Here is a 22522-nt window from a genome sequence, read left to right as displayed (position 1 = left end):
GCGGGCCCGGCGGGCCGTGCCGCGGGCCGCCCGCTCGGCCGCGAAGACGTCCTCCAGCCGGAACAGCTGGGCCCGGCCCGCCTTGCCGGCTGCCGTCAGATGCCCCAGCTGGACCCACTTGCGGATCGTGGCGGGGGCGACACCGGCCTCCTGGGCCGCGAGGGGGCCGGGGATCAGGGTGGGCAGGACCGGGTTCGGCCGACCGCTCGTCTCGCAACCGCTCATCGGCCGTCCTTCCCCTCGGTCGTCGTACGTTCCCACTCCCTCGCGTCCCAGGTGTGCCGGTAGGCCGGGTCGTCGTGGCAGCCGCACAGCGCTTCCGTGCAGCGGCAGCCGGGGTTGATGCACAGCACCGCGGCACGGTCGGGGAAGGCCCGCAGCGACACCGAGTCGCACCAGGGGCAGCGCCCGGACACCCGTACGACGGTCTCGGTGTCCCCCAGTGCGCGGGCGCAACGGCGAGCCATGCGGCGGGTCTCGTCGCGCACGTGGGCGGCCAGGACGGGGTCGGCGGACACACCGTCGAGCAGCTCGGCGATCCGGCGCAGCCGCTCGGGCACCTCGGCCCTGCGCACGCGGGGCAGGCCGAGCCGGTCCCGGACGGCCTCCTCCAGCTCGATCACGCCGTCGGTGATGTCGCGGATGGTGTCCGAGATGTGCAGGCGCAGCGGTGCGGCACTGTATCCGGGGGCGACCAGGCCGTGCTGCTGCCGGAGGAGCAGGGCCTCCTCGCGTTCCTCGCGGAGCCGTTCGGCGAGATCGGCGGGCGGCGGGGCCGGGGCACGGTGGCCCGGGGCGGCACGGCCGGGAGCGAGTTCGGTGGCCAGCTCCGGAAACTGCTGCAGGAGCATGCCGATCCAGAGGGCGGCTTGGGCGGTGGGGCGGTCGTCGGGGGAGGGGTGGGTGCCGGAGGCGGGCCGGTCGCCGGAAGTCGGGCGCTGGTCAGGCAACGCGGCCTCCGTCGTGGGCGGCGTGGGGGCCGGTGACCGGCACGGCGCGGTGGACGCCGGTCGGCGTGACGAAGTCTGCGGGGAGCTGGACGGGACGGCCTCGGCGCCAGAGGCGGCCACCGCAGACGCCGTCGAACCAGTTGTCCGCCGGAGCGACCGCCTTCTCGCAGTTGCGGCGGACCGGGCAGCCGACGCAGGCCCGCAGCGCGGGCGCGGCCTCCTTCACCTTCTTGGAGAAGACGACCCGGGGCGGCAGCCCGGCGCAGGCGGCGGCGGACTGCCAGCCCGGGGGGTCGAGCGGCGGGATGGCGCGGGCCGCCCCGGGAGCGGGGTCGGAGTGTGCGGCGTCACTCAGGTGCGGGGCGTCGTGAAGGTCCGGTGGGCAGGAGCCGGAGACGGACATGGGACCTCCTGGTGGGGCGGCTGGGGCACGAGCGCACTCAGACTTACAGATTGCGCGCGCGCTCGCAACAAACTTTGTCGCCGGAGGCCCTCTTGCGCGTTTTGCGCGGCTTCTTCACAGTGCTTGCACGAAAGCACGTAATACCGTGCGCGCAAGCAAGCTAAACTCGTGGCCTCCGAAGGAAGCGAGCACACAGATGACCAGCCAGGATCTGGACGCGTTCGCCGCATGGGTCGAGGACCTCATGCGCGACCGCGGATACGACATCGACAGCCCGCGCGGGGGCGGGAAGTCGAAGATCGCGGACGAGGCGGGGGTGCACCGGGCCGCCGTCACCCGTCTGTTGCAGCGACAGAGCATGCCGGACCTCGAGACCACCCGCCGGCTCGCTCGCGTGCTCGGTGTTCCGGTGCGCGAGATGCTCATCCGCTCCGGCCGGCTGACCGCCGAGGAACTGGCGGACCCGCATGAGCACTTGGCCTCCCCCGCGCCCAGCGCCGAGTTCGCCCGCCGGCCCACGCTGGAGGAGGTCGCCGAGCTGCTGGGGATTCCCGCCGACCGGCGCGAGATGTTCGTGAAGGTGGTCGAGCAGTTCCTGCCGCACGAAGCCGAGCCGCCCGTGACACAGGTTCCCGAAGAGCCTCGGATGCCGGTGGAGACGGGCGTCGGGAGGGCGACCGTCGGCGGCTGATCGCCGACCTCCCGCGCCCCGAACCGAGAAGAGCACCCGCGCACCGACGGGTGCATCGGCATGTTCGGGGTCCGTTCACAACTGCCCCCCATCCCCCTCGCGTAACGGGAATCCCCGTCACCCACCCTGTCTGACGATTACTCCCCGCGTTCAGTTCCCCACACAGGCTCCCCTTTCGGGCTCCCCACGCCCGACTCCCCGCTCGCCCCCCTCTCCGGCCGTCCTCGCGGGCGCCGACGCACCCCACCGGCCCCTCCCCCAGGCGTCGGCCTCGCCGCTTCGCTGCCCGCTTCCCCCTCCTCCCGCAGGCGCCCTGGCACCCCTTCCGTGCGCGACACCCCACCTGGCTCACCAGCCCCGAACATCGACTCGCCGTTTTAGTTGCGTGCGCGCACGCTCCTCTGTCACAGTTGGTGCAGCGGCGGAGCTGTGACCGCAGCCCGGAAGGGCCGGACGGACGGCTCCGCGCCGCTCCGCCGGGCCGAGGCGCCGCGCCTCCCCCGCCGCCCCACGCGGCGCCCGCCCGGCGGTCACCGCTTCCGGTGCCGGGGTCCCGGGCCCCGCGCCCGCCACCCACACGGCGCCCCGCGCGCCCCACAGCCCCCGAGGTGACCCGGCACATGACCACACCCACACCCCCGAGTTCCTTCCCGGACGTCGAGGCCCTGGTCGTCGACATCCTGAAGCAGGACCCGGCGCTCTCGACGGCCCTCGTCACCGTCCAGCCCCCGTCCGACTTCAACGGCACGACCGCCGCCGTCCTCGTCAACCGGCGCGGCGGCGCCTGGGTCGGTGAACTCCACGTCGACCAGCCGCTGATCGAGCTGGAGGTGTACGGCCCGACCAAGCAGGCCGCACACGTCCTGGCCAACTCGGCCCGGCGCGCGCTGCTGGCCACGGCCGGCAACCGGTACGGCACCAACCTCATCACCGAGGTGGAGGAACAGGACGGCCCGCGCTGGCTTCCCGACTACCTCTACCACGCGGCCAACCGGTACGTGAGCGTGCACAAGGTGTACCTCGACGTCTACTGACGCGTACCGGACGTCCCCCGAAGGACGCCGCCCCACAGACCGAAGGCCCCGCCACCCCGGCGGGGCCTTCGCCGTACCCGGAACCGCCGGGTGCGGCACACCTGCGCACCACCCTTCACTCGAGGAGAGACATCACCATGGCAGGAACCAACTCGTCCGAGATCCGCGTCGCGGGCGTAGGCCGCCTGTACGTCGCCACCGCCGACACCAAGGTCCCGACGACCTTCTCCACCGACTCCTCCACCGACTGGGCGAGCTGGAAGAACCTCGGCTTCACCACCGGTGACGGCGTCACCTTCAGCAAGAAGGACAAGCTGGAGCCGATCGACGTGTGGCAGGCCGTCAGCCCGGTGCACTTCGTGTACTCGGACCGCGACCTGACGCTGAAGTTCTCGCTGCTGCAGTTCAACGAGGACACGCTCCCGTTCTTCATGGGCGGCGGCACCGTCGATGCGGTGACCGGTTCCACCGGCGTCTACAAGTACGACATCGCCGAGCGCCCGTTCGCCGACGTGCGCGCCCTCGGCCTGGAGTTCACCGACGTCCGGGCGAGCGACGGCTCCACCGTGACCTACCGCTTCGGCATCCCGCGCGGCCAGGTCACGGCGGCGGACGACATCAAGCTGGCCCGCAAGGCGGCCTCCCAGCTCGGCATCACCTTCACGGCGATGTCCGCGGCCGACGGCTCGGCGCTGGCCTCCTTCGTCATGAAGGACTCGGCCTACGCCGCCGGCTGATCCAGCCGGACCACATGGGTGGGGCGGGCTCCGGCCCGCCCCACCGCCCTCTCGTCACCATCTGACTCACGGACTTCAAGGAGCACCCACCATGGCCCGTTTCGACGTCAACGCAGCCCGCGCCCAGCGCCTGGAAGCCCTCGGCCGCACGTGGTCGTTCGACCTCGACGGCGAGAGCTACACGCTGCCCACGGAGCTGACCCGCGCCACCGCGAAGGCGCTGCGCAAGCTCGACGACAACGACGTCGACGGGCTGCTGCGGCTGCTCATGGGCGAGAAGCAGTTCGCCCGCTTCGAACAGCACGAGATCACCATGCAGGACATCGCCGCCATCCTGGAGGCCTACGGCAAGGAGACCGGGCTCGGCCTGGGGGAAGACTGAGCCTCGTCGGGTTCGTCGACGAACACGCCGAGGCCCTCGAAGCGGACCTGCTCCGCTACTACGGCATCGACCTGCTGGACTGGCACCGCGACCGCCTCTCCGCCCGGCGGCTCGCGGTGCTCATCAAGCAGCTGCCGCGCGACAGCGCCCTCAACCGGGAGCTGCACGGCGAGGCGGCCGACTGGTCGGTGACGGACCATCTGCTGGCGGCGGTCGTGGACCATCTGGCGGCCGCCAACTGGATGTTCGCCTCCGTCAACTCGGGCGAGGGCGAGCAGCCGGAGTACCCGGAACCGGTGCCACGCCCGGTCGACGCGGCGGAGGAGACGGACGGGGACGGCGACGAGGACCGGGACGAGGACGGGGCGGCGCGGACATCCGCGGCCACGGGACGCAGGGCCACCGCACGGCCGGCCCGTTCCGAACCGCGGAGCACCGACCCCGCTTCCGGATCCCCCTCGGCCGTCCAGCTGGCCCGATTCTTCGGCTGACCGTCGGGCCCGGGCACGGCAGAGCCGTCGTACCCGGCTCCGGGCCGCGGGTTCAACCGGAATCCGCGGGCCCGGACGGCTCGTCCTTCCGCCGGCCCGTCGCCCTGCCCTCGAACTCGTCGGCGAGGGCACGGGCCCGGTCGGACAGGCGTGGCCGTTCACCGGCGCGGGCCGCCGGTGCATCGGCGTGTTCCGCCGACTCCGCCCGTCGCCCCTTGTCCCGCCCGGCCCCCGCGTCGGCGGGCCGGGCGAGCGGCGGCACGCTGGGCCGGCCGTTGCGCCGGACCACCGGCCGTCGTTCCACCGGTCCGGTCCGCTTCTCCCGGACCTCACGCGTGGAGAACAGGGCGTCACCGGAAGCCGGGACGGCACCGGTGTGCGGCTGCCCGGTGTCGCCGCGCGAGCCGACGCCGTCGTCCGCCACGTCGTCGGAATCGCTCACGGTCCCGTCGTACGACACGGCCGCCGACGCCAGGGCCGGCCCGCCGCCCGTACCACCGCCGGCCCCCCCGACCGGAAGCCCCGGCCCCGGTGCGGGCACCGGACTGCCGTCGGCCACCGACCGTTCCCGTTGGCCGCGCTGCTCCACCCGCGTCAGTTCGGACGGGGGACGCAGAAGCTGGACATACGGCAGCGGAATGACCTCGCCGCCGTCGTGTTCCCGCTCACCTTCGGGCCGGCGGGCCCGGCGCGGCCGGCGGCCGGTGCGGGCGTCCTCCTGGCCCTGGAGATAGGCGGCGGTGATCCGCTGCTCGTACGCCTGGCGGACGGCCGGGAGTTGCTCGTCCACGACATCGGCCCACCCGGCGCTGTAGGCGGCCAGCTCCCGCCGGTCGAGCTCGGCGCGCGGCATGACCACGAGGTCTTCGGGCTCGTAACCGAGGCGGAGGACGAGCTCGGAGACACGAGCGATGAGATGCGGCAGATCGGAGGCTTGTTCGAGCCAATCGATCACATGCCGCTGCCGCGCGTAACTCGCGTCGTCCACCCCGTTGGCCTTGCTCTCGTCCCTGCCCGATCGCGCCCCCGCGCGAGGACGGCTGCCCTGCCGCCGTCCACCGTCGTGTGACTGAGCTTCAGGTCCTGTGCCAGGCCTTGACGTTCACCCTTCATTCACCGACGGAAGGACGGCCGGATCCTACTCCACAGCTTTGACACACAATCAGGCCGGACCCCCACATCGTCGCAGCTCGCCCCCGCATGACGACGGAGAGTCCTCGACAAACACGCTCCGACACCAGAGGATTCCTCGTACACTAGTTCGAACAGACGCTTCGAACGCCACAGGGGCGCCGCCTGTACCACCAGCACAGCCCAGCGGACAGACCGGAAAGCAGGACGACATGGCGACTCGCACGAGCAACATCCCGGAGCAGCCGATCGACACCTACACCCGCCTCGCCGACCTCCTGCGCTCCCCCGCGCCCGACCGCGAGGCCTTGCTCGACCGGCTGTACGAGGAACTGCTCACGCGGGAGTCGAAGGCCTATGCGGCGGGGTGGACGGACGCACTGACGGAGGCGCGGCGGACGCGACCGCGCGGCTGACCGCCCGGCCGGACGCCGCGGGGGGCAGGCCGGCCGACTTCCACCTCTGAAGAAAGCCCGCCGGGCCGAGCCCGGCGGGCTTTCGGCGTGCGAGCACTTCCGCTGGTATTCACGGCTTGCATGTATAGAAAACGTACATGAGCCCTTCTGAGGCGACCCCTGCACAGAACCAGGCCAGAAATTTCGGGAACGTCGGCCGCTCCATACCCTGCCGCCACCCGATGAACATCAAAAGGGCAACGAAGAGACAGAACAATCCCCCAAGGAAGAAGCAACTGCCGATAACCCAGAACAAGAAGCCGACCATTCATCCCCCCTGAATTCCGCGTCAAGCCCTTGAGGCTACCGGGGATCCGCGACGCGAGCAAGACCCAGAACGGGACAAAGCCCCAGGTGAGCGATACCAACGAGGAGTGGACGCATGGGACAGCACACCACGGACGAGGTCTACGACCGGCTGACCGAAGTAAAGCAGCAGCTGGAGAAGAATGTCACCACCGCTCACTTCGACGACAAGATGGCCGAGCTCAAGACGGCGATCGAGAAGGGAGGCAAGGGGGCCGAGGAGAAGAAAAAGGAAGCACCCAAGACCATTTGGGACATCATCAAGAGCCTGCCCCTTGTCAAGCAGGCTCTGGATCTTTTCCAGCAGCTCAAGGACCTTTTCAACGGTGCGAATCTGATAGGCCAGATGGCTCTGATCGGCACGGTGGCCACCGGCGCCCTCGCTTTCTATCGAAAGATCCGCGAGACGATCACCGGAACCATCGGGAAGATCAAAGGCATTCTGGCGACGCTCAAGAACGCGACGCTGAAGGTCACGGGCCGCTTCTTGGGAGAGCGCAAGTACTTCGGGCGGAACGACCAGGGGAAGTTCCGGCTCCGGCCCGAGCGCACCTCCGACGAGATACGGCGGGCTGTGCGCGAGGGGAACCGGCGGGCCCGTCGGGGAGGGCGCGGTGGTGGCGCCTCAGCTGACTCCGGTGCCGGCGACGCGCGCGATCTCGGACAGGCGCTCGGCAGGGTCAACAGTCAGGTCGAGGCCTTCGACAGGCTGAAGTCGAAGCTCCCGTCCGCATCCAAGATGAAGCGGACGGCCGGCGCCGCAACCAAACTGAGCGGCGCTCTGGAGAAGGTCACCGAACGGCTGCGCCCGGCCGAGCTCGACGAGCTGACCGCGGCCACGGACAGGCTCAACCAGAAGATGTCGGCCTTCGACCACGAGAAGCTCCCCAAGCCCCGGACGCTGAAGGACATCTCGAAGGCCGCCAAGGAACTCCACGACAACGCGGACAAGGTCCGAGAGATGTTCCAGAACCTCGCCACCGCCTCCACCCACGCCGCCGACGCCATCTCCTGATGACCCTGCTTCCTCGAAAGGAGGTGCTCCATGAGTCTCGTCAGTTCCCTGAAGAAGGCCTCCGGCTCCCTTGAGGACTTCAAGTCCAAAGCCTCCGGCGCCGCGACGTCGGCCAAGGGAATCGGCAGCGCCGGCCAGAAGGGCGCCGGTCAGCTGAAGTCCCTCAAGTCGGCGGCCGACGGTTCCGGCAAGGAGCTCAAGGACCTCAAGACCGCGTCGGACAAGGCCGAGAAGTCGCTCGGCAAGGCCGGCAAGACCGGGTCCAGCGCCGGCAAGAACCTCGGGAAGTACGAGTCCGGGGCGAAGAAGGCGGCCAAGGGCCAGGACAAGATGAACAAGTCGATGAAGGGCAACTTCTTCGGCCTGCTCATGCAGTTGCTGCAGCCGCTCATCGACAAGGTCATCGACATGGTGACCAACTCGAAGACCATGCAGAAGGTCCTGAAGCAGGCCTTCACCGTCATCAAGACCGTGATCAGCAGCGTCATGCAGGCCATCGGGCCGATCATGAAGAACGCCGGAAAGCTGATCAAGTCGATCTGGTCCGGCGTCAAGTCGTCGGTCTCGTCCATCTTCAAGGCGATCGTCAGCGTCATCCGGTCCAGCGTCAACGCCTGGAAGTCGGTCATCAGCAACACGCTGAAGGCCATCAGGTCGGTCGTCTCCGGGGCCTGGAACGGCATCAAGGCCGTCATCTCACCGGTCGTCAGCTGGATCAAGTCCGTGATCCCGAACTCCTTCAAGGCCGTCAAGGACCGGCTCTCCAGCATCTGGGGCGGCCTGAAGGGCATCGCGAGCAACGCCTTCAACGGCATCAAGAGCGCGGTGACCAGCCCCATCAACGGCGTCATCAGCATCATCAACCGTGCGATCAGCGCCCTGAACGGCATCCACGTGTCGATCCCGGGCTGGGTCCCGATGGTCGGCGGCAAGACGTTCGGCGTCAGCCTGCCGCACATCCCCGCGCTCGCCACCGGCGGTGTCGTCATGCCCCGCTCCGGCGGCGTGCCGGCGCTCCTGGCGGAGGCCGGTGAGGCCGAGGCCGTGCTGCCGCTCAGCAAGCTCGACCGGCTGCTCCGCAGGGCCGCCGCACAGGGCCGGGCGTACCACGGTGGCTCCGGCGCGGGCGCCCTGCACATCGAGCACTACTACGCGGCCGAGAAGAGCAGCCCGCAGCGGACCGCCGACGCCCTGATGTACCTCGCCAAGGCGCGCGGATGAGCAGCGCGGTCGTACGCAACCCGTTCAAGGGGGCCGTACCCGTCCTGCGCTCCATCCGGACCAGGGCGGAGCAGGCCCAGGCCGGGATGCGGTCCTTCACCGACCGCCTCAAGGACACCGCCCGCGACCTGGACCACGTCGGTACCCCCACGCGCCAGAGTGCCACCGCCGTTCAGAAGATCAAGACGAATGCCGACACCGCCGCCCGTTCGGTCGCCAGGGCCGGACAGACCGCCACCGGCGCCAGGTCGGGCATCAAGTCCATCGGAAGCAAGGTCAAGAGCGCCGGGAAGACGCTCGGAAAGCTCGGTGGCGCTCTCGGCGGTGTCTTCGCCGTCGTAGGCGCGCTCCTCGACGCCTCCGGTGTCCTCGGCGACCTCCTCGACAAATTCGGCCTCGCCATGACCATCGGCTCCGGCGTGATGATGCTGATCAACCTCATCACCAAGGCCAACCCCATCGGCTTCGTCACCGGCATCCTGCTCCCGATGGCTGGCTGGCTGCTGGACCTCGCGATGAACTCCGAGACCGGGCAGCGGCTGATGGACCAGCTCGCCAAGCTCGTCCTGAAGTACGTCGAGAGCGTGCTCACCGTCCTCGCGCCGGTGCTCAAGGTCATCGCGACCGTGGTCGGCACCTACGTGTCCGGCTACCTGCACCTCATCGCCGGCACCCTCAAGGTCCTCAGCACGCTGATCGGCACCGGCTTCGCCGTGCTCAAGGCGCTCACCACCGGCGACACCCGCGCCCTCAAAGGGAAGATGTCGGCGATCTGGAGCGGCTTCAAGGACGCCGTCCGGCCGGTGACCGACTGGATCAGCAAGCGCATCCCCGAGATGTTCCAGCGGGTCAAGGACGCCCTCTCGGGCACCCTGCGCGGGATGGGCCAGTTCGTCACCACCGGCGCGCAGACCGTCGCGGGGGTCGTCAAGGGCCCCATCCAGGGCCTGATCGCGTTCGCCAACTGGATCATCGACGGGCTCAACAGCCTCAGCTTCAGCTTCTTCGGCAAGAAGTTCGGCGTCCACCTGAACAAGATCCCGATGCTCGCGCAGGGCGGCATCGCGGTGCCCGGCGCCCACTCCCACACCGGCCGGGTGCTCCCCCTCACCGCCCTGGAACGGCAGCGCGCGCTGGCCGCCCGCCACCGGACCGGCACCCCGTACCCGCACCGCATCAAGGAGTTCCACGAGAGCCGGAGCGCCGGCGCCTTCGGCACGGCGGAGGACCTGCTCTTCCTGGCCTCCGCCCACGCCTGCGCATGACAGTCACGACAGTGAGGTGACGGCCCCATGGCCGAGACGACCACAATCGCATACACCGACGACGTTGCACCCGGCTCACTCATCACCCTCGACGGGCAGATGCAGTGGGCCGGACTGCTGATGGGGCCCGGCACGCCGTACGAGATCGACAGCGGCGGCCTCACCGGCTGGGAGGACCTGCCCGACTACGACACCTCCGACGCCGACCACCCCACCTCGCACGGCGCCTGGCCGGGCGCCCGCTACGCCAAGCCCCGCAAGGTCGGCGGCACGGTGTGGACCCTGCCGCCGCAGGACGACACCGCCTCCTCGCTCGCCGCGATGCGCGCCCTGCGCCAGGCGCTGCTCCTCGGCGACGAGGAACGCTGGCTGGCGGTGCGGCTGCACGGCGAGACGCTGGCCGTGCGCGCCCGCGTCAGCCAGCGCGTGCTGGCCGCCGACCGGACGTACACCACGCAGGGCGTCTCCAAGGCGTCCGTGCAGTGGTACGCCACCGATCCGCGCCGGTACGCCGTCGACGAGCAGACGGCGGTGACCGGTCCCCCGCAGCCGGAGAGCGGGCTGACCTGGCCGCTGACGTGGCCGCTGTACTGGGGGCAGACGGCCACCACCGGTGACGTCGACGTCTACAACGACGGCTCCGCACCCACCCATCCGGTCCTCACCTTCACCGGCCCGTGCGTCAACCCGACCGTGAACGAGCGCGTCTCCGGCCGTCGGCTGCGCTACGAGATCGGGCTGGCCGCCGGGGACGAGCTGGTCGTCGACACCGCCGCCGGCACGGTCACCCTGAACGGCACCGCTTCCCGCCGGAACACGGCGGCGGCCGACAGCAGCCCCGAGGAGCTGTTCTCCTTCCGGCCGGGCGGTGCCCAGCTGGCCTTCCGGCCCGATTCCTTCGGCGCCGGAGCCCAGATGTCGGTCCGCTGGCGCTCCGCGGAGTGGTGACCGTGCGGCGGACGCGCCCCGCACCCGCCCTGACGGCCCCTCACCCTTCCCGTCCGCTTCGGAAGTCCCAGGAGAGTCTCATATGAACCTGCGCAGCTCATGGGTGGCCACGACCGGCCAGACCCGCGAGGACACCCGCCTGACCCAGATGGGCGCGACGACCCCGGCCGACCCGATCCAGGTCCGCTCCGGCATCCTGCCCGGCACCTACGACGGCCTCTACCGCCTCGGCGGCTTCTGGCTCAGCGGGGACGCGGGCGCGATGACCGCGACCGTGCACGAGGGCCGTGCCGTCATCCAGGCCGACAGCGGCCAGGGAGCCTACCCCGTCACGCTGCCCGAGCAGCTGAAACTCACCTTCGCCGACGGCAACGCCTCGTACGACCGCATCGACATGGTCATCCTCCATGTCTACGACGACATGTACGACAAGTCGGGCTTCAACAAGGTCGAGGTCGAGGTCGTCACGGGCACCGCCGGTCCCACTCCGGTGCCGCCCGCCCTTCCCAAGATCTGCCTGCCCATCTACCAGGTCACCGTCCGCCACGGGGCGAGCGCCGGCTCCGGTGGCATCCACTGGGACACCGACGTGACCGACCTGCGCACGCCGGTCGTGGCGATCGGCGGCATCCTTCCGGCCGTCGGCGAGACCGGGACCGGCGCCTACCCGGGCCAGTACCGGGACTTCGGCGGCGCCCTGCAGCGCTGGGACGGCTCGATGTGGGTGTCGTACCCGAGCGCGCTGGGCGGCATCGCCCCGTCCGGTGCGGTCAACACCGCCACCTACACCGGGCAGTACCGCGACACCTCCGCCGGACTGCAGCGCTGGAATGGTTCGGCGTGGGTGTCGTACCAGCCGAACTGGACCGACTACACACCGGTCTGGGGCGCCGAGGCCGGCACCGCCCCGAGCATCGGCAACGGCACGCTGGCCGGGTCGTACGTGAAGATCAACAACCTGGTGCACGTGCGGATCTACCTCAAGATCGGCTCGACGACCAATCTGTCCGCCCAGGCCTCCGACGGCCGCTGGACCTTCTCGCTGCCGGCGCCGCCGAACTCCAAGCAGGCCTGGAAACTGGACCACCGGTCGCTGAGCATGGAAGCCTTCGACGCCTCGGCCCTCCTCCTGTACCAGGGCTCGGGCCAGCTCTCGGTGACCAACGGCATCGGATACGTCCACGGGATGCGCGACTCCATCAAGCTCGCCACCGGCCTGTGGGGCAAGTCGCTGCCGTTCGCCTGGGCCAGCGGGGACACGCTGTCGATCCACGGCACCTACGAATCCGCTTCCTGAGAGGGGGACCCCCATGACGATCAACTCCGCCTGGCTGTCCCCGGACAGCCAGACCCGGGCGGACACCCGGGTCACCCCGATCGGGGCGGTCACTCCGGTCGGCGAACTGCAGGGCCGCTCGGGTGTCCTGCCCGGCTCCTCCGACGGAAAGAGCCGGATCACCGGCCTGGACCTGACCGGCACCGGTGCCATGACCGCGACCGTCGGTGTGGGCCGGGCGGTGATCCAGACCGCCGCCGCCCGGGGCGCCTACCCGGTGGCCGTCACCGACCCGGTCCCGCTCACCTTCGCCGGCGGCGACGCCCAGTACAGCCGCATCGACCTGGTCGTACTGCGCATCTACGACGACGCCTACGACGGCCTCACCCGCAACGAGGCCGCCGTCGAGGTCGTCAAGGGCACCCCCGCCGCCACTCCGGCCGTGCCGGCCACCCCCGACGCCGCGCTGGCCCTGTTCTCCGTGACGGTCCCGGCCGGCGCCAGTGCCACCAAGGGCATCGACTGGACCACCGCACGCACCGACCTGCGCACCGCCACCGTCGCGGTCGGCGGCATCCTGCCGTCCACCAACGCCGACAGCGTGGCCGGCGCGTACCCGGGCCAGTACCGGGACGCGCCCAACGGCATCCTGCAGCGCTGGAACGGCACGCTCTGGCAGCGGGCCAACACGCCGTACCACGCCTCGTCGCTGGACGCCGGCTCCACCACTTCCACGACGTACACGGCGGCGCTCACGGGCACGACCGTGACCTCGCTGGACCTCGTCTTCATCGCCCCGCCCACCGGCGCGGTGATACTCCACTTCGGGGCCCGCATGTGGACCGCCAACAACACCACCACCTCCGCGCTGATGGCGCCGAAGATCACCGCCCAGGACGGCACCGTGTACTTCGCCCCGAACGACGAGTACGCGTGCTCGCACGGAGGCCCCATAGGCTCCTCCGTCTCGACCATGTGGCGGCTGTACGGCCTCACCCTCGGCGCCACCTACACGATGACCGCCATGCACCGCTCCGGCGACGCCACCGTCACCAGCTGGTTCGACAACATCTTCATGCGCGTCGAGATGTCGAGCTGACCCGACCCCAAGGGAGTTGACCATGCCCGTCCGCTCCGGCTGGCTCTCCGACAGCCAGTCACGTGAGGACACCCGCCTCGTCTCGCTCGGTGCCCTCACCCCTACCTCGCCGACCGCCACGCGCTCCGGCATCCTGCCGGGCTCCCCCGACGGCCAGTCCCGGATCTCCGGCTTCACCCTGACCGGTACCACCGGCACGATGAACGCCACCGTCAGCCCGGGACGCGCCGTCATCCAGGGCACGGACGCCCGCGGCGCCTACCCGGTCGCACTGACCGAGTACCTGCCCCTGACCTTCGCCAACGGCGACCCCCAGTACAGCCGCATCGACCTGGTCGTACTGCGCATCTACGACGACCCCTACGACGGCTCCGCCCGCACCGAGGCGGTCGTCGAGATCGTCCCGGGCACCCCGGCCGCCACCCCGGCCGTACCCGCCGCGCCGGGCCTGTCGCTGCCGCTGTACGAGGTGGTCGTGCCGGCCGGGGCGAGTACGGGCACCACCGCCATCCCCTGGACCACCGCCCTCACCGGACGGCGCAACGCCACGGTCGCCGTGGGCGGCATCCTGCCGGTCACCACCGACACCGCCGGCGGCGCCTATCCGGGCCAGTACCGCGACAGCAGCGGTGTCCTGCAGCGCTGGTCGGGCACCGCCTGGACCGACTACCAGCCGCCGGTCGCCGTCGAGACGGCCACCACCGGAGCCATCTCGACGGGCAACTGGACGCTGACGTCGTACAACGCCCGCCGGACGCGTGGTGTGTGCTCGTTCACCATGGCGCTGACCCGCACGACCGCCAACCTCACCGCCACCGCGGCCGGCACCACCAACCCGGGCAACGTCAACGACGAGCTGATCGGGACCCTGCCGGCCGGCTGGCGGCCCACCACCGACACCTACGCGGTCGCCACCGACGGCTACGCGGACGGCAGCGTCCGGCTCACCCCGGACGGCTCGGTCTACCTGATCACCTGGGCGACGAGCGGCGTGATCCAGGTCGGCAACAGCCTGCGCCTGTCCGCGTGCTTCGTGCTGTGAGCGCCGTCCATCCGCTCGAGAGCCACGGGAGCTGCACCGTATGACCGTCAACACCCCCTACCGCGCGATCTTCTGCGATCTGCGCACCGACCGGACCATCGACATCCTTCCGCTCCGCGACGTCACCGTCGACGACTACATCGGCAAGCCCGGCTCGCTCTCCGGCACGGTCCCCGTCCCCGACGCGGCGATGGCCGTGCGGGTCCGCCGCATCGAGGAGGGCCGGACCTCGGTCTACCTCCAGCGCGGCGACGACCTGTGGTGGGGCGGGATCGTCTGGACCAGCACCCTGCAGAGCGACGACCACGGTGTGATCACCCTGGGCATCCAGGCGGCCACCTTCGAGTCGTACGCGGGCCGACGCATGATCCGGGCGCCCAAGCCCGAGTACGACCCCACCTACAGGCTGTCGTTCCCCCCTGCGGGCCAGGCGCACAGCGATCAGCTGGAGATCGTCCGGGGCCTGTGGGCGGACCTGCAGACCTCGTTGCCCGGAGGTGACATCGGCGTCACCTACGGGAGCGAGGTGTCCCAGCCCCCGCAGTACCGCACCGTCACCTATCGCGACGGCGACGAGACCGTCTACCTCGACGCCATCGACGCGCTCGCCGCGATGGAGAACGGTTTCGAGCACTACATCTCCGTGTACACCGACCCCACCACCAGGGCCCGCGTGCGCCGGCTGCGGCTGGGCAGTCCGAAGATCAAGACCGGCTTCACCGACCTGGTGCTGGACCGGCCGGGCTCGATCCTCGCGTACTCCTTCCCGCGCGACGCGACCCGCGGTGGCACCACCGCCCGGGCCCGAGGAGCGTCGGTCAACGCCAACCAGGCCTCGGAGTCACGCCCGCTCGCCTCCACCGTCGCATCCGCGGACAACCTGATCGGCCAGGCCGGATATCCGCGCATCGACCTGTCCTCCGACCACAACGACATCACCGACACGGCCACCCTGGACGCCTTCGCCCGGGCCGAACTGGCCGCGGCCACGGGGGCGGTGGTGATCCCCGAGCTCACCATCCGCCTCGACGACCTGGTGCCGACCGCGCTGCTCGGCCGCACCGCCCGTGTCCGGATCACCGACGAATGGTGGTCCGAGGGGCTCGACGCCCGCTACCGGATCGTCGGCGTCAAGGTCGACCCGGCGCAGCGTGGGCGTCCCGACACCGCGGACCTGTACCTGGAGGAGGCCTGATGCCCCAGCTGCCCGAAGACATCATCGACCGGCTCACCCAGATGGAGCGGCGGATCCAGCAGCTGGCCACCGCGGTGAACAGCCGCCCCGCCCTGAACAAGATCTCCGGCGGCGGTGTGGAGATCAGCGACGGCGGCTACCTCGCCGTGCGGCCGCCGAGCGGCGGCGACGCCGTCTTCACGGTCGGACGCTGGAGCGGAGACGAGTACGGCCTGGCGATCCGCCGCCAGACCGGCGCCAGAGCACTGACCCTGCAGAACGGCGACGGCACCAGCACCTCGGCGCAGCCGCTGCGCATCTTCGACTCCTCCGGGGACCGCGAGCTGTTCTCCGACGACATCGCCACCGGTGGTCTCGCCCGGCCCTGGCTGCCCATGCTGCCTCCGCAGGACACCTCCACCGCCCGCTGGCCGCAGACCACCGCGACCGCGTGGACGACGATCGCGATGTCCTACAACGTGGTCTGGCAGCCGTACATGCGCCTGCTGGTGAACACCCGGGCCAGCTCCGGCGCCACCGGCTACGTCCGGGTGCTCGTCAACGGCGCCCAGTGGGGCGGCACCGTCACCGTCCCGGCGGACTTCGACAACACCGGACCGATCGCCAACGACTTCTCCGCGGTCTTCGCCAAGCAGGTGAAGGTCGAGGTACAGGCCTACGTCTCCAGCACCTCCGGCACCGTCTACGCCAACCCCGTGCTCATGCACGGCCGCCAGACCTGAGGAAGGCAGCGCACCCATGGACATCGACACCAGCCAGCCCTGGGGCCTCGCAATCGACTACGCCGGCCGCGCCACCATCACCGAGGCCAGCCACACGATCTACGTGAACGTCGCCGACACCAGTCTGAGCAGCATCATCGGACCGGACTCGATCACCGGCACCTACTCGCCCGTCACCGTCACCGCCCAGTTCAGCGAGACGGGCGCGAACGGTGCCATCCTGCGCGGCTACGGTCGCGTGACGGTCATGCCGGTCGGCGCGGACCCGGTCGTCCCGGACCAGACGGCGGTGCAGCACGCGGTCGCCGACGCCCTGGCCGACTTCCTGGCGAATACGGCCGCCTACGCCGACCTGTGCGCCAAGTGGACGGCCGGCGGCGGCGATCCGGGCACGGGCACGGCACCCGGCACCGGCACCACGACCGGCACGGGCACCGGGGCCGACGCCGGGACGACGGCCGACACCGCCACCGCCACCGCCACCGGCACCGGCACGGACACCGGCGCCTGATCTTCGAACGCCCCGCGCCTCCACCTCTCGCCCCGCGCCCCCCGGCCCGGGGCTTCTTCATGTCTGGAGTTCCCATGGCCACACCCCTGTCCGCCGACGCCCTCGTCTCCGCCCTGCGGGCCGAGGGCGTCAGCGTCGTCGAACACCCCGGCTGGCGCAGCCACAACCGCAATCAGAAGGGAGCATGGGGCCCGGTCCACGGCGTGGTCATCCACCACACCGTCAGCGCCGGCACCAGCTCCAGCGTCGCACTCTGCTTCAACGGCGACTCCGCCCTGCCCGGTCCGCTCTGCCACGGCGTGATCGCCAAGGACGGCACCGTCCACCTCGTCGGCAACGGCCGCGCCAACCACGCCGGCGGCGGCGATCCCTCGGTCCTCCAGGCCGTGATCACCGAGACGTACGGGGACCGGCCGCCGGTCCCGCACGAGCACGAGGGCAGCGCGGGCGCCGTCGACGGCAACTCCCGCTTCTACGGCTTCGAGTGCGTCAACCTCGGCGACGGCCACGACCCCTGGCCGGCCGCCCAGCTCGACGCCATCGAACGGGTCGCGGCGGCGCTGTGCCGGGCCCACGGCTGGGGCGCCAAGTCCGTCATCGGGCACCTGGAGTGGTCGGACTGGAAGAGCGACCCGCGCGGCTTCTCCATGACCGGCATGCGCCGCCGGGTCCAGAGCCGGCTCTCCTCCTCGCACGGCGGACAGAACCCGCAGCCCCCGCAGCCCCCGCAGCCCCCGAAGTACCAGCCCTTCCCCGGCGTCTCCTTCTTCAAGGGCGCCCCGGACTCCCCGATCGTCACCGCGATGGGCCGCCGCCTGGTGGCCGAGGGCTGCGGTCGCTACCACGTGGGTCCCTCCTCGCACTGGTCCGAGGCCGACCGGGAGTCGTACGCCGCCTGGCAGCGCAAGCTCGGCTACGGCGGCAGCGCCGCCGACGGCTGGCCGGGCCCGACGTCCTGGGCCGCGCTGAAGGTCCCGTACAGCTCCTGAACCCCTCCGCGCCCCACCTGAGCACTCCTTAGAGCACATCCCGAAAAGCGAGGTCCCCCCATGTCAGAGGCCGCCAAGCGCACCCTCCGTACCGTCCTGCAAACCGCTGTCGGCCTGTGCGTGCTGCTGCCGACGGTCGTCGACGCCGCCGGCATCCCCCGCACGCTCCCCTGGGCCGCCGGAGCCCTGGCCGTCGCCGCGGCCGTGACCCGGCTGATGGCCGCCCCCGGTGTCCAGGCCCTGCTCCCCGCCTGGCTGCGGACGGACGCCCGGCCGAACTCGGACGCCGACCTGCTGTCCCTGCCCGGGGCGCGCACGGAAACCGGCGCGGAGCGGGGGGACGCGTGAACCAATCCGGCTCCCGCCCCTCCTCCCTCTCCGACCCCACCGCCGTCGCCGTGGAGCTGGAACGGCTGCGCGGGACCGTGGAGGCCGGCTTCGCCCGGGTCGACGGCTCGCTCGCGCTGCTGGTCCAGCGCAGCGACCAGACCGACAGACAGCTCGCCGACCACGAGCAGCGGCTGGACGCCCTGGAGCGCTCCCGGTGGCCGCTGGCCAGCATCGGCGCGCTGGCCGCGGTGGCGACGGTGGTCGTCACCGCCTGGGAGCTGGCGGCCCGCTGACACGCCGAAGGGCGGTCACCCCGTGCCCGGGGTGACCGCCCTTCGACTCATGCCCGCTTACTGGTTGTACGGACCGTAGTCGTAGTCCTCCAGCGGAACGGCCTGGCCGGAGCCGGTGCCGAACGGCGAGTAGTCGATGTCGTCGTAGCCGACGGCCGAGTACATCGCGGCCTTGGCCTCCTCGGTCGGCTCGACCCGGATGTTGCGGTAGCGGGACAGACCCGTACCGGCCGGGATGAGCTTACCGATGATGACGTTCTCCTTGAGGCCGATGAGGCTGTCGGACTTGGCGTTGATCGCCGCATCCGTCAGGACTCGGGTCGTCTCCTGGAAGGAGGCGGCCGACAGCCAGGACTCCGTCGCCAGCGAGGCCTTGGTGATACCCATCAGCTGCGGACGACCGGAGGCCGGGTGACCGCCCTCCTGGACCACACGACGGTTCTCGGTCTCGAACTTCGAGCGCTCGACCAGCTCGCCGGGCAGCAGCTCGGCGTCGCCGGACTCGATGATCGTCACGCGGCGGAGCATCTGCCGGATGATGATCTCGATGTGCTTGTCGTGGATCGACACACCCTGCGAGTTGTAGACCTTCTGGACCTCGCCGACCAGGTGGACCTGGACGGCACGCTGACCCAGGATGCGCAGCACGTCGTGCGGGTTGGTGGCACCCACGGTGAGCTGCTGGCCCACCTCGACGTGGTCGCCCTCGCGGACCAGGACCTTGGCACGCTTCGAGATCGGGAACGCCGTCTCGTCACTGCCGTCGTCCGGGGTGACGACGATCTTCTTGGTCTTCTCGGTCTCCTCGATCCGCACGCGGCCGTTGGCCTCGGAGATCGGGGCGACACCCTTCGGGGTACGGGCCTCGAAGAGCTCGACGACACGCGGCAGACCCTGGGTGATGTCGTCACCGGCCACACCACCGGTGTGGAAGGTACGCATCGTCAGCTGGGTACCGGGCTCACCGATGGACTGGGCGGCGATGATGCCGACCGCCTCACCGATGTCGACCAGCTTGCCGGTGGCCAGCGAACGGCCGTAGCACATCGCGCAGGTGCCGACGTGCGACTCGCAGGTCAGGATCGAGCGGGTCTTGACCTCCTCGACGCCGTGGCGCACGAGCTGGTCGATGAGCACGTCGCCCAGGTCCACGTTGGCCGGCGCGATCACCTTGCCGTCGATGACGACGTCCTCGGCGAGCATGCGGGCGTAGACGCTGGTCTCGACGTCGTCGGCCTTGCGCAGCACGCCGTCGGCGCCGCGCGAGGCGATCCGCAGCTTCAGACCGCGCTCGGTGCCGCAGTCCTCCTCGCGGATGATGACGTCCTGCGAGACGTCCACCAGACGACGGGTCAGGTAACCCGAGTCGGCGGTACGCAGGGCGGTGTCCGCCAGACCCTTACGGGCACCGTGCGTGGAGATGAAGTACTCCAGCACGGACAGACCCTCACGGAACGAGGCCTTGATCGGACGCGGGATGGTCTCGTTCTTCGCGTTCGACACCAGACCACGCATACCGGCGATCTGCCGCATCTGCATCATGTTTCCTCGGGCACCCGAGTCAACCATCATGAAGATGGGGTTCGTCTTGGGGAAGTTCTCGTTCATCGCCTCGGCGACCTCGTTGGTCGCCTTGGTCCAGATCGCGATGAGCTCCTGAGTGCGCTCTTCCTTGGTGATCAGACCGCGCTCGTACTGCTTCTGGACCTTCTCGTCCTGCGCCTCGTAGCCGCGGACGATCTCCTTCTTCGCCTCGGGAACGACGACGTCGGAGATGGCCACGGTGACACCGGAACGGGTCGCCCAGTAGAAGCCGGCCGCCTTCAGGTTGTCGAGCGTCGCCGCCACGATGACCTTGGGGTAGCGCTCGGCCAGGTCGTTGACGATCTCGGAGAGCTGCTTCTTGCCCACCGAGTAGTCGACGAACGGGTAGTCCTCGGGCAGCAGCTCGTTGAAGAGCGCGCGGCCCAGGGTGGTGCGCAGGCGGAACGAGTCACCCTGCTGCCACTCGGGCTCGCCCTCCTCGCGCGCCGGCGGGGTCCAGCCGCGCGGCGGGATGGTGCCCACCGGGAAGCGGATGTCGATCGCCGACTGCAGCGCGAGCTCGCCGGCGTCGAACGCCATGATCGCCTCGGCCGTGGAGCCGAACGCGCGGCCCTCGCCCTTGGTGTCACGCAGCTCGCCGTCGGTGGTGAGGAAGAACAGACCGAGGACCATGTCCTGGGTCGGCATCGTCACCGGACGGCCGTCGGCCGGCTTGAGGATGTTGTTCGAGGACAGCATCAGGATGCGGGCCTCGGCCTGCGCCTCCGCGGACAGCGGCAGGTGCACGGCCATCTGGTCACCGTCGAAGTCCGCGTTGAACGCGGTGCAGACGAGCGGGTGGATCTGGATGGCCTTGCCCTCGACCAGCTGCGGCTCGAAGGCCTGGATGCCGAGGCGGTGCAGGGTGGGAGCACGGTTCAGCAGAACCGGGTGCTCGGCGATGACCTCTTCGAGGACGTCGTACACGACCGTACGGCCGCGCTCCACCATGCGCTTGGCGCTCTTGATGTTCTGCGCGTGGTTCAGGTCGACCAGGCGCTTCATCACGAACGGCTTGAACAGCTCCAGCGCCATCGCCTTCGGCAGACCGCACTGGTGCAGCTTCAGCTGCGGACCGACGACGATCACGGAACGCGCCGAGTAGTCGACACGCTTACCGAGCAGGTTCTGACGGAAGCGGCCCTGCTTACCCTTCAGCATGTCGCTGAGGGACTTCAGCGGGCGGTTACCGGGACCGGTCACCGGCCGGCCGCGACGACCGTTGTCGAAGAGGGCGTCAACAGCCTCCTGAAGCATGCGCTTCTCGTTGTTGACGATGATCTCCGGGGCACCGAGGTCCAGGAGCCGCTTCAGACGGTTGTTGCGGTTGATGACACGGCGGTACAGGTCGTTCAGGTCGGAGGTCGCGAAGCGGCCACCGTCCAGCTGCACCATCGGACGCAGGTCCGGCGGGATGACCGGGACGCAGTCCAGGACCATGCCCTTGGGGCTGTTGGACGTCTGCAGGAACGCGGAGACGACCTTCAGGCGCTTGAGGGCGCGGGTCTTCTTCTGGCCCTTGCCGGTGCGGATGATCTCGCGGAGGCGCTCGGCCTCCTCGTCGAGGTCGAAGGACTCCAGGCGCTTCTGCAGCGCCGCGGCACCCATCGAGCCGTCGAAGTACGTGCCGAAGCGGTCACGCAGCTCGCGGTAGAGCAGCTCGTCGCCCTCGAGGTCCTGGACCTTGAGGTTCTTGAACCGGTTCCACACCTCGTCGAGGCGGTCGATCTCGCGCTGCGCGCGGTCGCGCAGCTGCTTCATCTCGCGCTCGGCACCCTCGCGCACCTTGCGGCGCACGTCGGCCTTGGCGCCCTCGGCCTCCAGCTCGGCCAGGTCGGTCTCGAGCTTCTTGGCGCGGGCCTCGAGGTCGGCGTCGCGGCGGTTCTCGATCTGCTGACGCTCGACCGAGACGTGCGCTTCCAGGGAGGGCAGGTCGCGGGTACGGCGCTCCTCGTCCACGTACGTGATCATGTACGCGGCGAAGTAGATGACCTTCTCGAGGTCCTTCGGCGCAAGGTCCAGCAGGTAGCCGAGGCGCGACGGGACACCCTTGAAGTACCAGATGTGCGTGACGGGCGCGGCCAGCTCGATGTGGCCCATCCGCTCACGGCGCACCTTGGCGCGCGTGACCTCGACGCCACAGCGCTCACAGATGATGCCCTTGAAGCGGACACGCTTGTACTTGCCGCAGTAGCACTCCCAGTCCCGGGTCGGACCGAAGATCTTCTCGCAGAAGAGTCCGTCCTTCTCGGGCTTGAGGGTGCGGTAGTTGATGGTCTCGGGCTTCTTGACCTCGCCGTGGCTCCACTGACGGATGTCGTCAGCGGTGGCCAGGCCGATCCGGAGCTCGTCGAAGAAGTTGACGTCGAGCACTATGCGTCAATCCCTCTCAGGGTCGTAAGTCTGTGGTCTGTACGGGGGCCTGGGGGTCGGCGGGGCCCCTGGTGGTTCA

The 22522-nt window shown here is 70.1% G+C and carries 23 protein-coding genes and 1 pseudogene; 19 read left to right on the top strand and 5 right to left on the bottom strand.

Going from position 1 to position 22522, the window contains the following annotated elements; all coding sequences use genetic code 11:
- Positions 1–3: 3 nt before the first annotated feature.
- The 3 genes and pseudogenes from ACIHEJ_RS25250 to ACIHEJ_RS25240 all read right to left on the bottom strand — a co-directional run.
- Positions 4–225: pseudogene (locus ACIHEJ_RS25250) on the bottom strand (hypothetical protein); the annotation flags it as partial.
- Positions 222–950 carry a hypothetical protein gene (locus ACIHEJ_RS25245; RefSeq protein WP_400138929.1) on the bottom strand — a complete coding sequence of 243 codons (729 nt, stop codon included), beginning with the start codon at positions 948–950 and terminating at the stop codon, positions 222–224. The gene ACIHEJ_RS25245 and the pseudogene ACIHEJ_RS25250, both read right to left, overlap by 4 nt.
- Positions 943–1353, bottom strand: a complete 411-nt coding sequence (locus ACIHEJ_RS25240; protein WP_400138928.1) for a WhiB family transcriptional regulator — start codon at positions 1351–1353, stop codon at positions 943–945. Before ACIHEJ_RS25240 ends, ACIHEJ_RS25245 begins: the two co-directional genes overlap by 8 nt.
- Positions 1354–1549: 196 nt before the next feature.
- On the opposite strand from ACIHEJ_RS25240, the gene ACIHEJ_RS25235 reads away from it, so the two are divergent.
- From ACIHEJ_RS25235 to ACIHEJ_RS25215, 5 genes are all read left to right on the top strand, one after another.
- Positions 1550–2044, top strand: a complete 495-nt coding sequence (locus ACIHEJ_RS25235; RefSeq protein ID WP_400138927.1) for a helix-turn-helix domain-containing protein — start codon at positions 1550–1552, stop codon at positions 2042–2044.
- A gap of 620 nt (positions 2045–2664) precedes the next feature.
- Entirely contained in the window at positions 2665–3078 is a 414-nt protein-coding gene (locus tag ACIHEJ_RS25230; protein ID WP_400138926.1) for a hypothetical protein, read from the top strand.
- A gap of 137 nt (positions 3079–3215) precedes the next feature.
- Positions 3216–3815 (top strand): phage tail protein, encoded by a 600-nt coding sequence (locus tag ACIHEJ_RS25225; protein ID WP_400138925.1) that lies wholly within the window; start codon positions 3216–3218, stop codon positions 3813–3815.
- Positions 3816–3906: 91 nt separating this feature from the next.
- On the top strand, positions 3907–4197 hold the full coding sequence (locus ACIHEJ_RS25220) for a hypothetical protein (protein WP_400138924.1): 291 nt from the start codon (positions 3907–3909) through the stop codon (positions 4195–4197).
- Between the two features lie 116 nt (positions 4198–4313).
- Positions 4314–4688, top strand: coding sequence for a hypothetical protein (locus tag ACIHEJ_RS25215; RefSeq protein WP_400138923.1), 375 nt, complete (start codon positions 4314–4316; stop codon positions 4686–4688).
- Positions 4689–4740: 52 nt separating this feature from the next.
- Here ACIHEJ_RS25215 and ACIHEJ_RS25210 read toward each other — a convergent pair whose 3' ends face one another.
- Positions 4741–5676: a hypothetical protein gene (locus ACIHEJ_RS25210; protein WP_400138922.1), complete on the bottom strand. Its 936-nt coding sequence runs from the start codon at positions 5674–5676 to the stop codon at positions 4741–4743.
- 355 nt (positions 5677–6031) lie between these two features.
- Here ACIHEJ_RS25210 and ACIHEJ_RS25205 point away from each other — a divergent pair, with 355 nt between their 5' ends.
- From ACIHEJ_RS25205 to ACIHEJ_RS25140, 14 genes are all read left to right on the top strand, one after another.
- The gene (locus tag ACIHEJ_RS25205; RefSeq protein ID WP_400138921.1) at positions 6032–6235 is read left to right on the top strand and encodes a hypothetical protein; all 204 of its coding nucleotides are present in this window, start codon (positions 6032–6034) and stop codon (positions 6233–6235) included.
- A 421-nt stretch (positions 6236–6656) separates the two neighbouring features.
- Complete coding sequence (locus tag ACIHEJ_RS25200) at positions 6657–7595, top strand: hypothetical protein (RefSeq protein WP_400138920.1); 939 nt, start codon at positions 6657–6659, stop codon at positions 7593–7595.
- A gap of 30 nt (positions 7596–7625) precedes the next feature.
- Positions 7626–8816, top strand: coding sequence for a phage tail protein (locus ACIHEJ_RS25195; protein ID WP_400138919.1), 1191 nt, complete (start codon positions 7626–7628; stop codon positions 8814–8816).
- The gene (locus ACIHEJ_RS25190) at positions 8813–10081 is read left to right on the top strand and encodes a tape-measure protein (protein WP_400138918.1); all 1269 of its coding nucleotides are present in this window, start codon (positions 8813–8815) and stop codon (positions 10079–10081) included. The genes ACIHEJ_RS25195 and ACIHEJ_RS25190 overlap by 4 nt, the downstream gene beginning before the upstream one ends.
- A 27-nt stretch (positions 10082–10108) precedes the next feature.
- Positions 10109–11029, top strand: a complete 921-nt coding sequence (locus tag ACIHEJ_RS25185) for a phage distal tail protein (protein WP_400138917.1) — start codon at positions 10109–10111, stop codon at positions 11027–11029.
- Between the two features lie 82 nt (positions 11030–11111).
- Positions 11112–12326, top strand: a complete 1215-nt coding sequence (locus tag ACIHEJ_RS25180) for a hypothetical protein (protein ID WP_400138916.1) — start codon at positions 11112–11114, stop codon at positions 12324–12326.
- Between the two features lie 13 nt (positions 12327–12339).
- Entirely contained in the window at positions 12340–13404 is a 1065-nt protein-coding gene (locus tag ACIHEJ_RS25175; protein ID WP_400138915.1) for a hypothetical protein, read from the top strand.
- 22 nt (positions 13405–13426) lie between these two features.
- Positions 13427–14446, top strand: a complete 1020-nt coding sequence (locus ACIHEJ_RS25170; RefSeq protein WP_400138914.1) for a hypothetical protein — start codon at positions 13427–13429, stop codon at positions 14444–14446.
- Positions 14447–14486: 40 nt separating this feature from the next.
- Positions 14487–15641, top strand: a complete 1155-nt coding sequence (locus ACIHEJ_RS25165) for a hypothetical protein (protein WP_400138913.1) — start codon at positions 14487–14489, stop codon at positions 15639–15641.
- Complete coding sequence (locus ACIHEJ_RS25160; protein WP_400138912.1) at positions 15641–16363, top strand: hypothetical protein; 723 nt, start codon at positions 15641–15643, stop codon at positions 16361–16363. Before ACIHEJ_RS25165 ends, ACIHEJ_RS25160 begins: the two co-directional genes overlap by 1 nt.
- Before the next feature lie 16 nt (positions 16364–16379).
- Positions 16380–16874 (top strand): ATP-binding protein, encoded by a 495-nt coding sequence (locus ACIHEJ_RS25155; RefSeq protein WP_400138911.1) that lies wholly within the window; start codon positions 16380–16382, stop codon positions 16872–16874.
- 74 nt (positions 16875–16948) lie between these two features.
- Positions 16949–17863 carry a peptidoglycan-binding protein gene (locus ACIHEJ_RS25150; RefSeq protein ID WP_400138910.1) on the top strand — a complete coding sequence of 305 codons (915 nt, stop codon included), beginning with the start codon at positions 16949–16951 and terminating at the stop codon, positions 17861–17863.
- 60 nt (positions 17864–17923) lie between these two features.
- Positions 17924–18211 (top strand): hypothetical protein, encoded by a 288-nt coding sequence (locus ACIHEJ_RS25145; protein WP_400138909.1) that lies wholly within the window; start codon positions 17924–17926, stop codon positions 18209–18211.
- A complete protein-coding gene (locus tag ACIHEJ_RS25140; RefSeq protein ID WP_400138908.1) occupies positions 18208–18486 on the top strand; it encodes a hypothetical protein in 279 nt (92 codons plus the stop codon). Before ACIHEJ_RS25145 ends, ACIHEJ_RS25140 begins: the two co-directional genes overlap by 4 nt.
- 57 nt (positions 18487–18543) lie before the next feature.
- Here ACIHEJ_RS25140 and ACIHEJ_RS25135 read toward each other — a convergent pair whose 3' ends face one another.
- Positions 18544–22443 carry a DNA-directed RNA polymerase subunit beta' gene (locus ACIHEJ_RS25135; RefSeq protein WP_400138907.1) on the bottom strand — a complete coding sequence of 1300 codons (3900 nt, stop codon included), beginning with the start codon at positions 22441–22443 and terminating at the stop codon, positions 18544–18546.
- Positions 22444–22522 lie beyond the last annotated feature (79 nt).

Source organism: Streptomyces sp. NPDC052301 (assembly GCF_044593395.1).
In the GTDB taxonomy this organism is placed as follows: Bacteria; Actinomycetota; Actinomycetes; order Streptomycetales; family Streptomycetaceae; genus Streptomyces.
The sequence above is the reverse complement of the archived record's forward strand: the minus strand, read 5'-3'. Positions and strand labels throughout refer to the sequence as shown.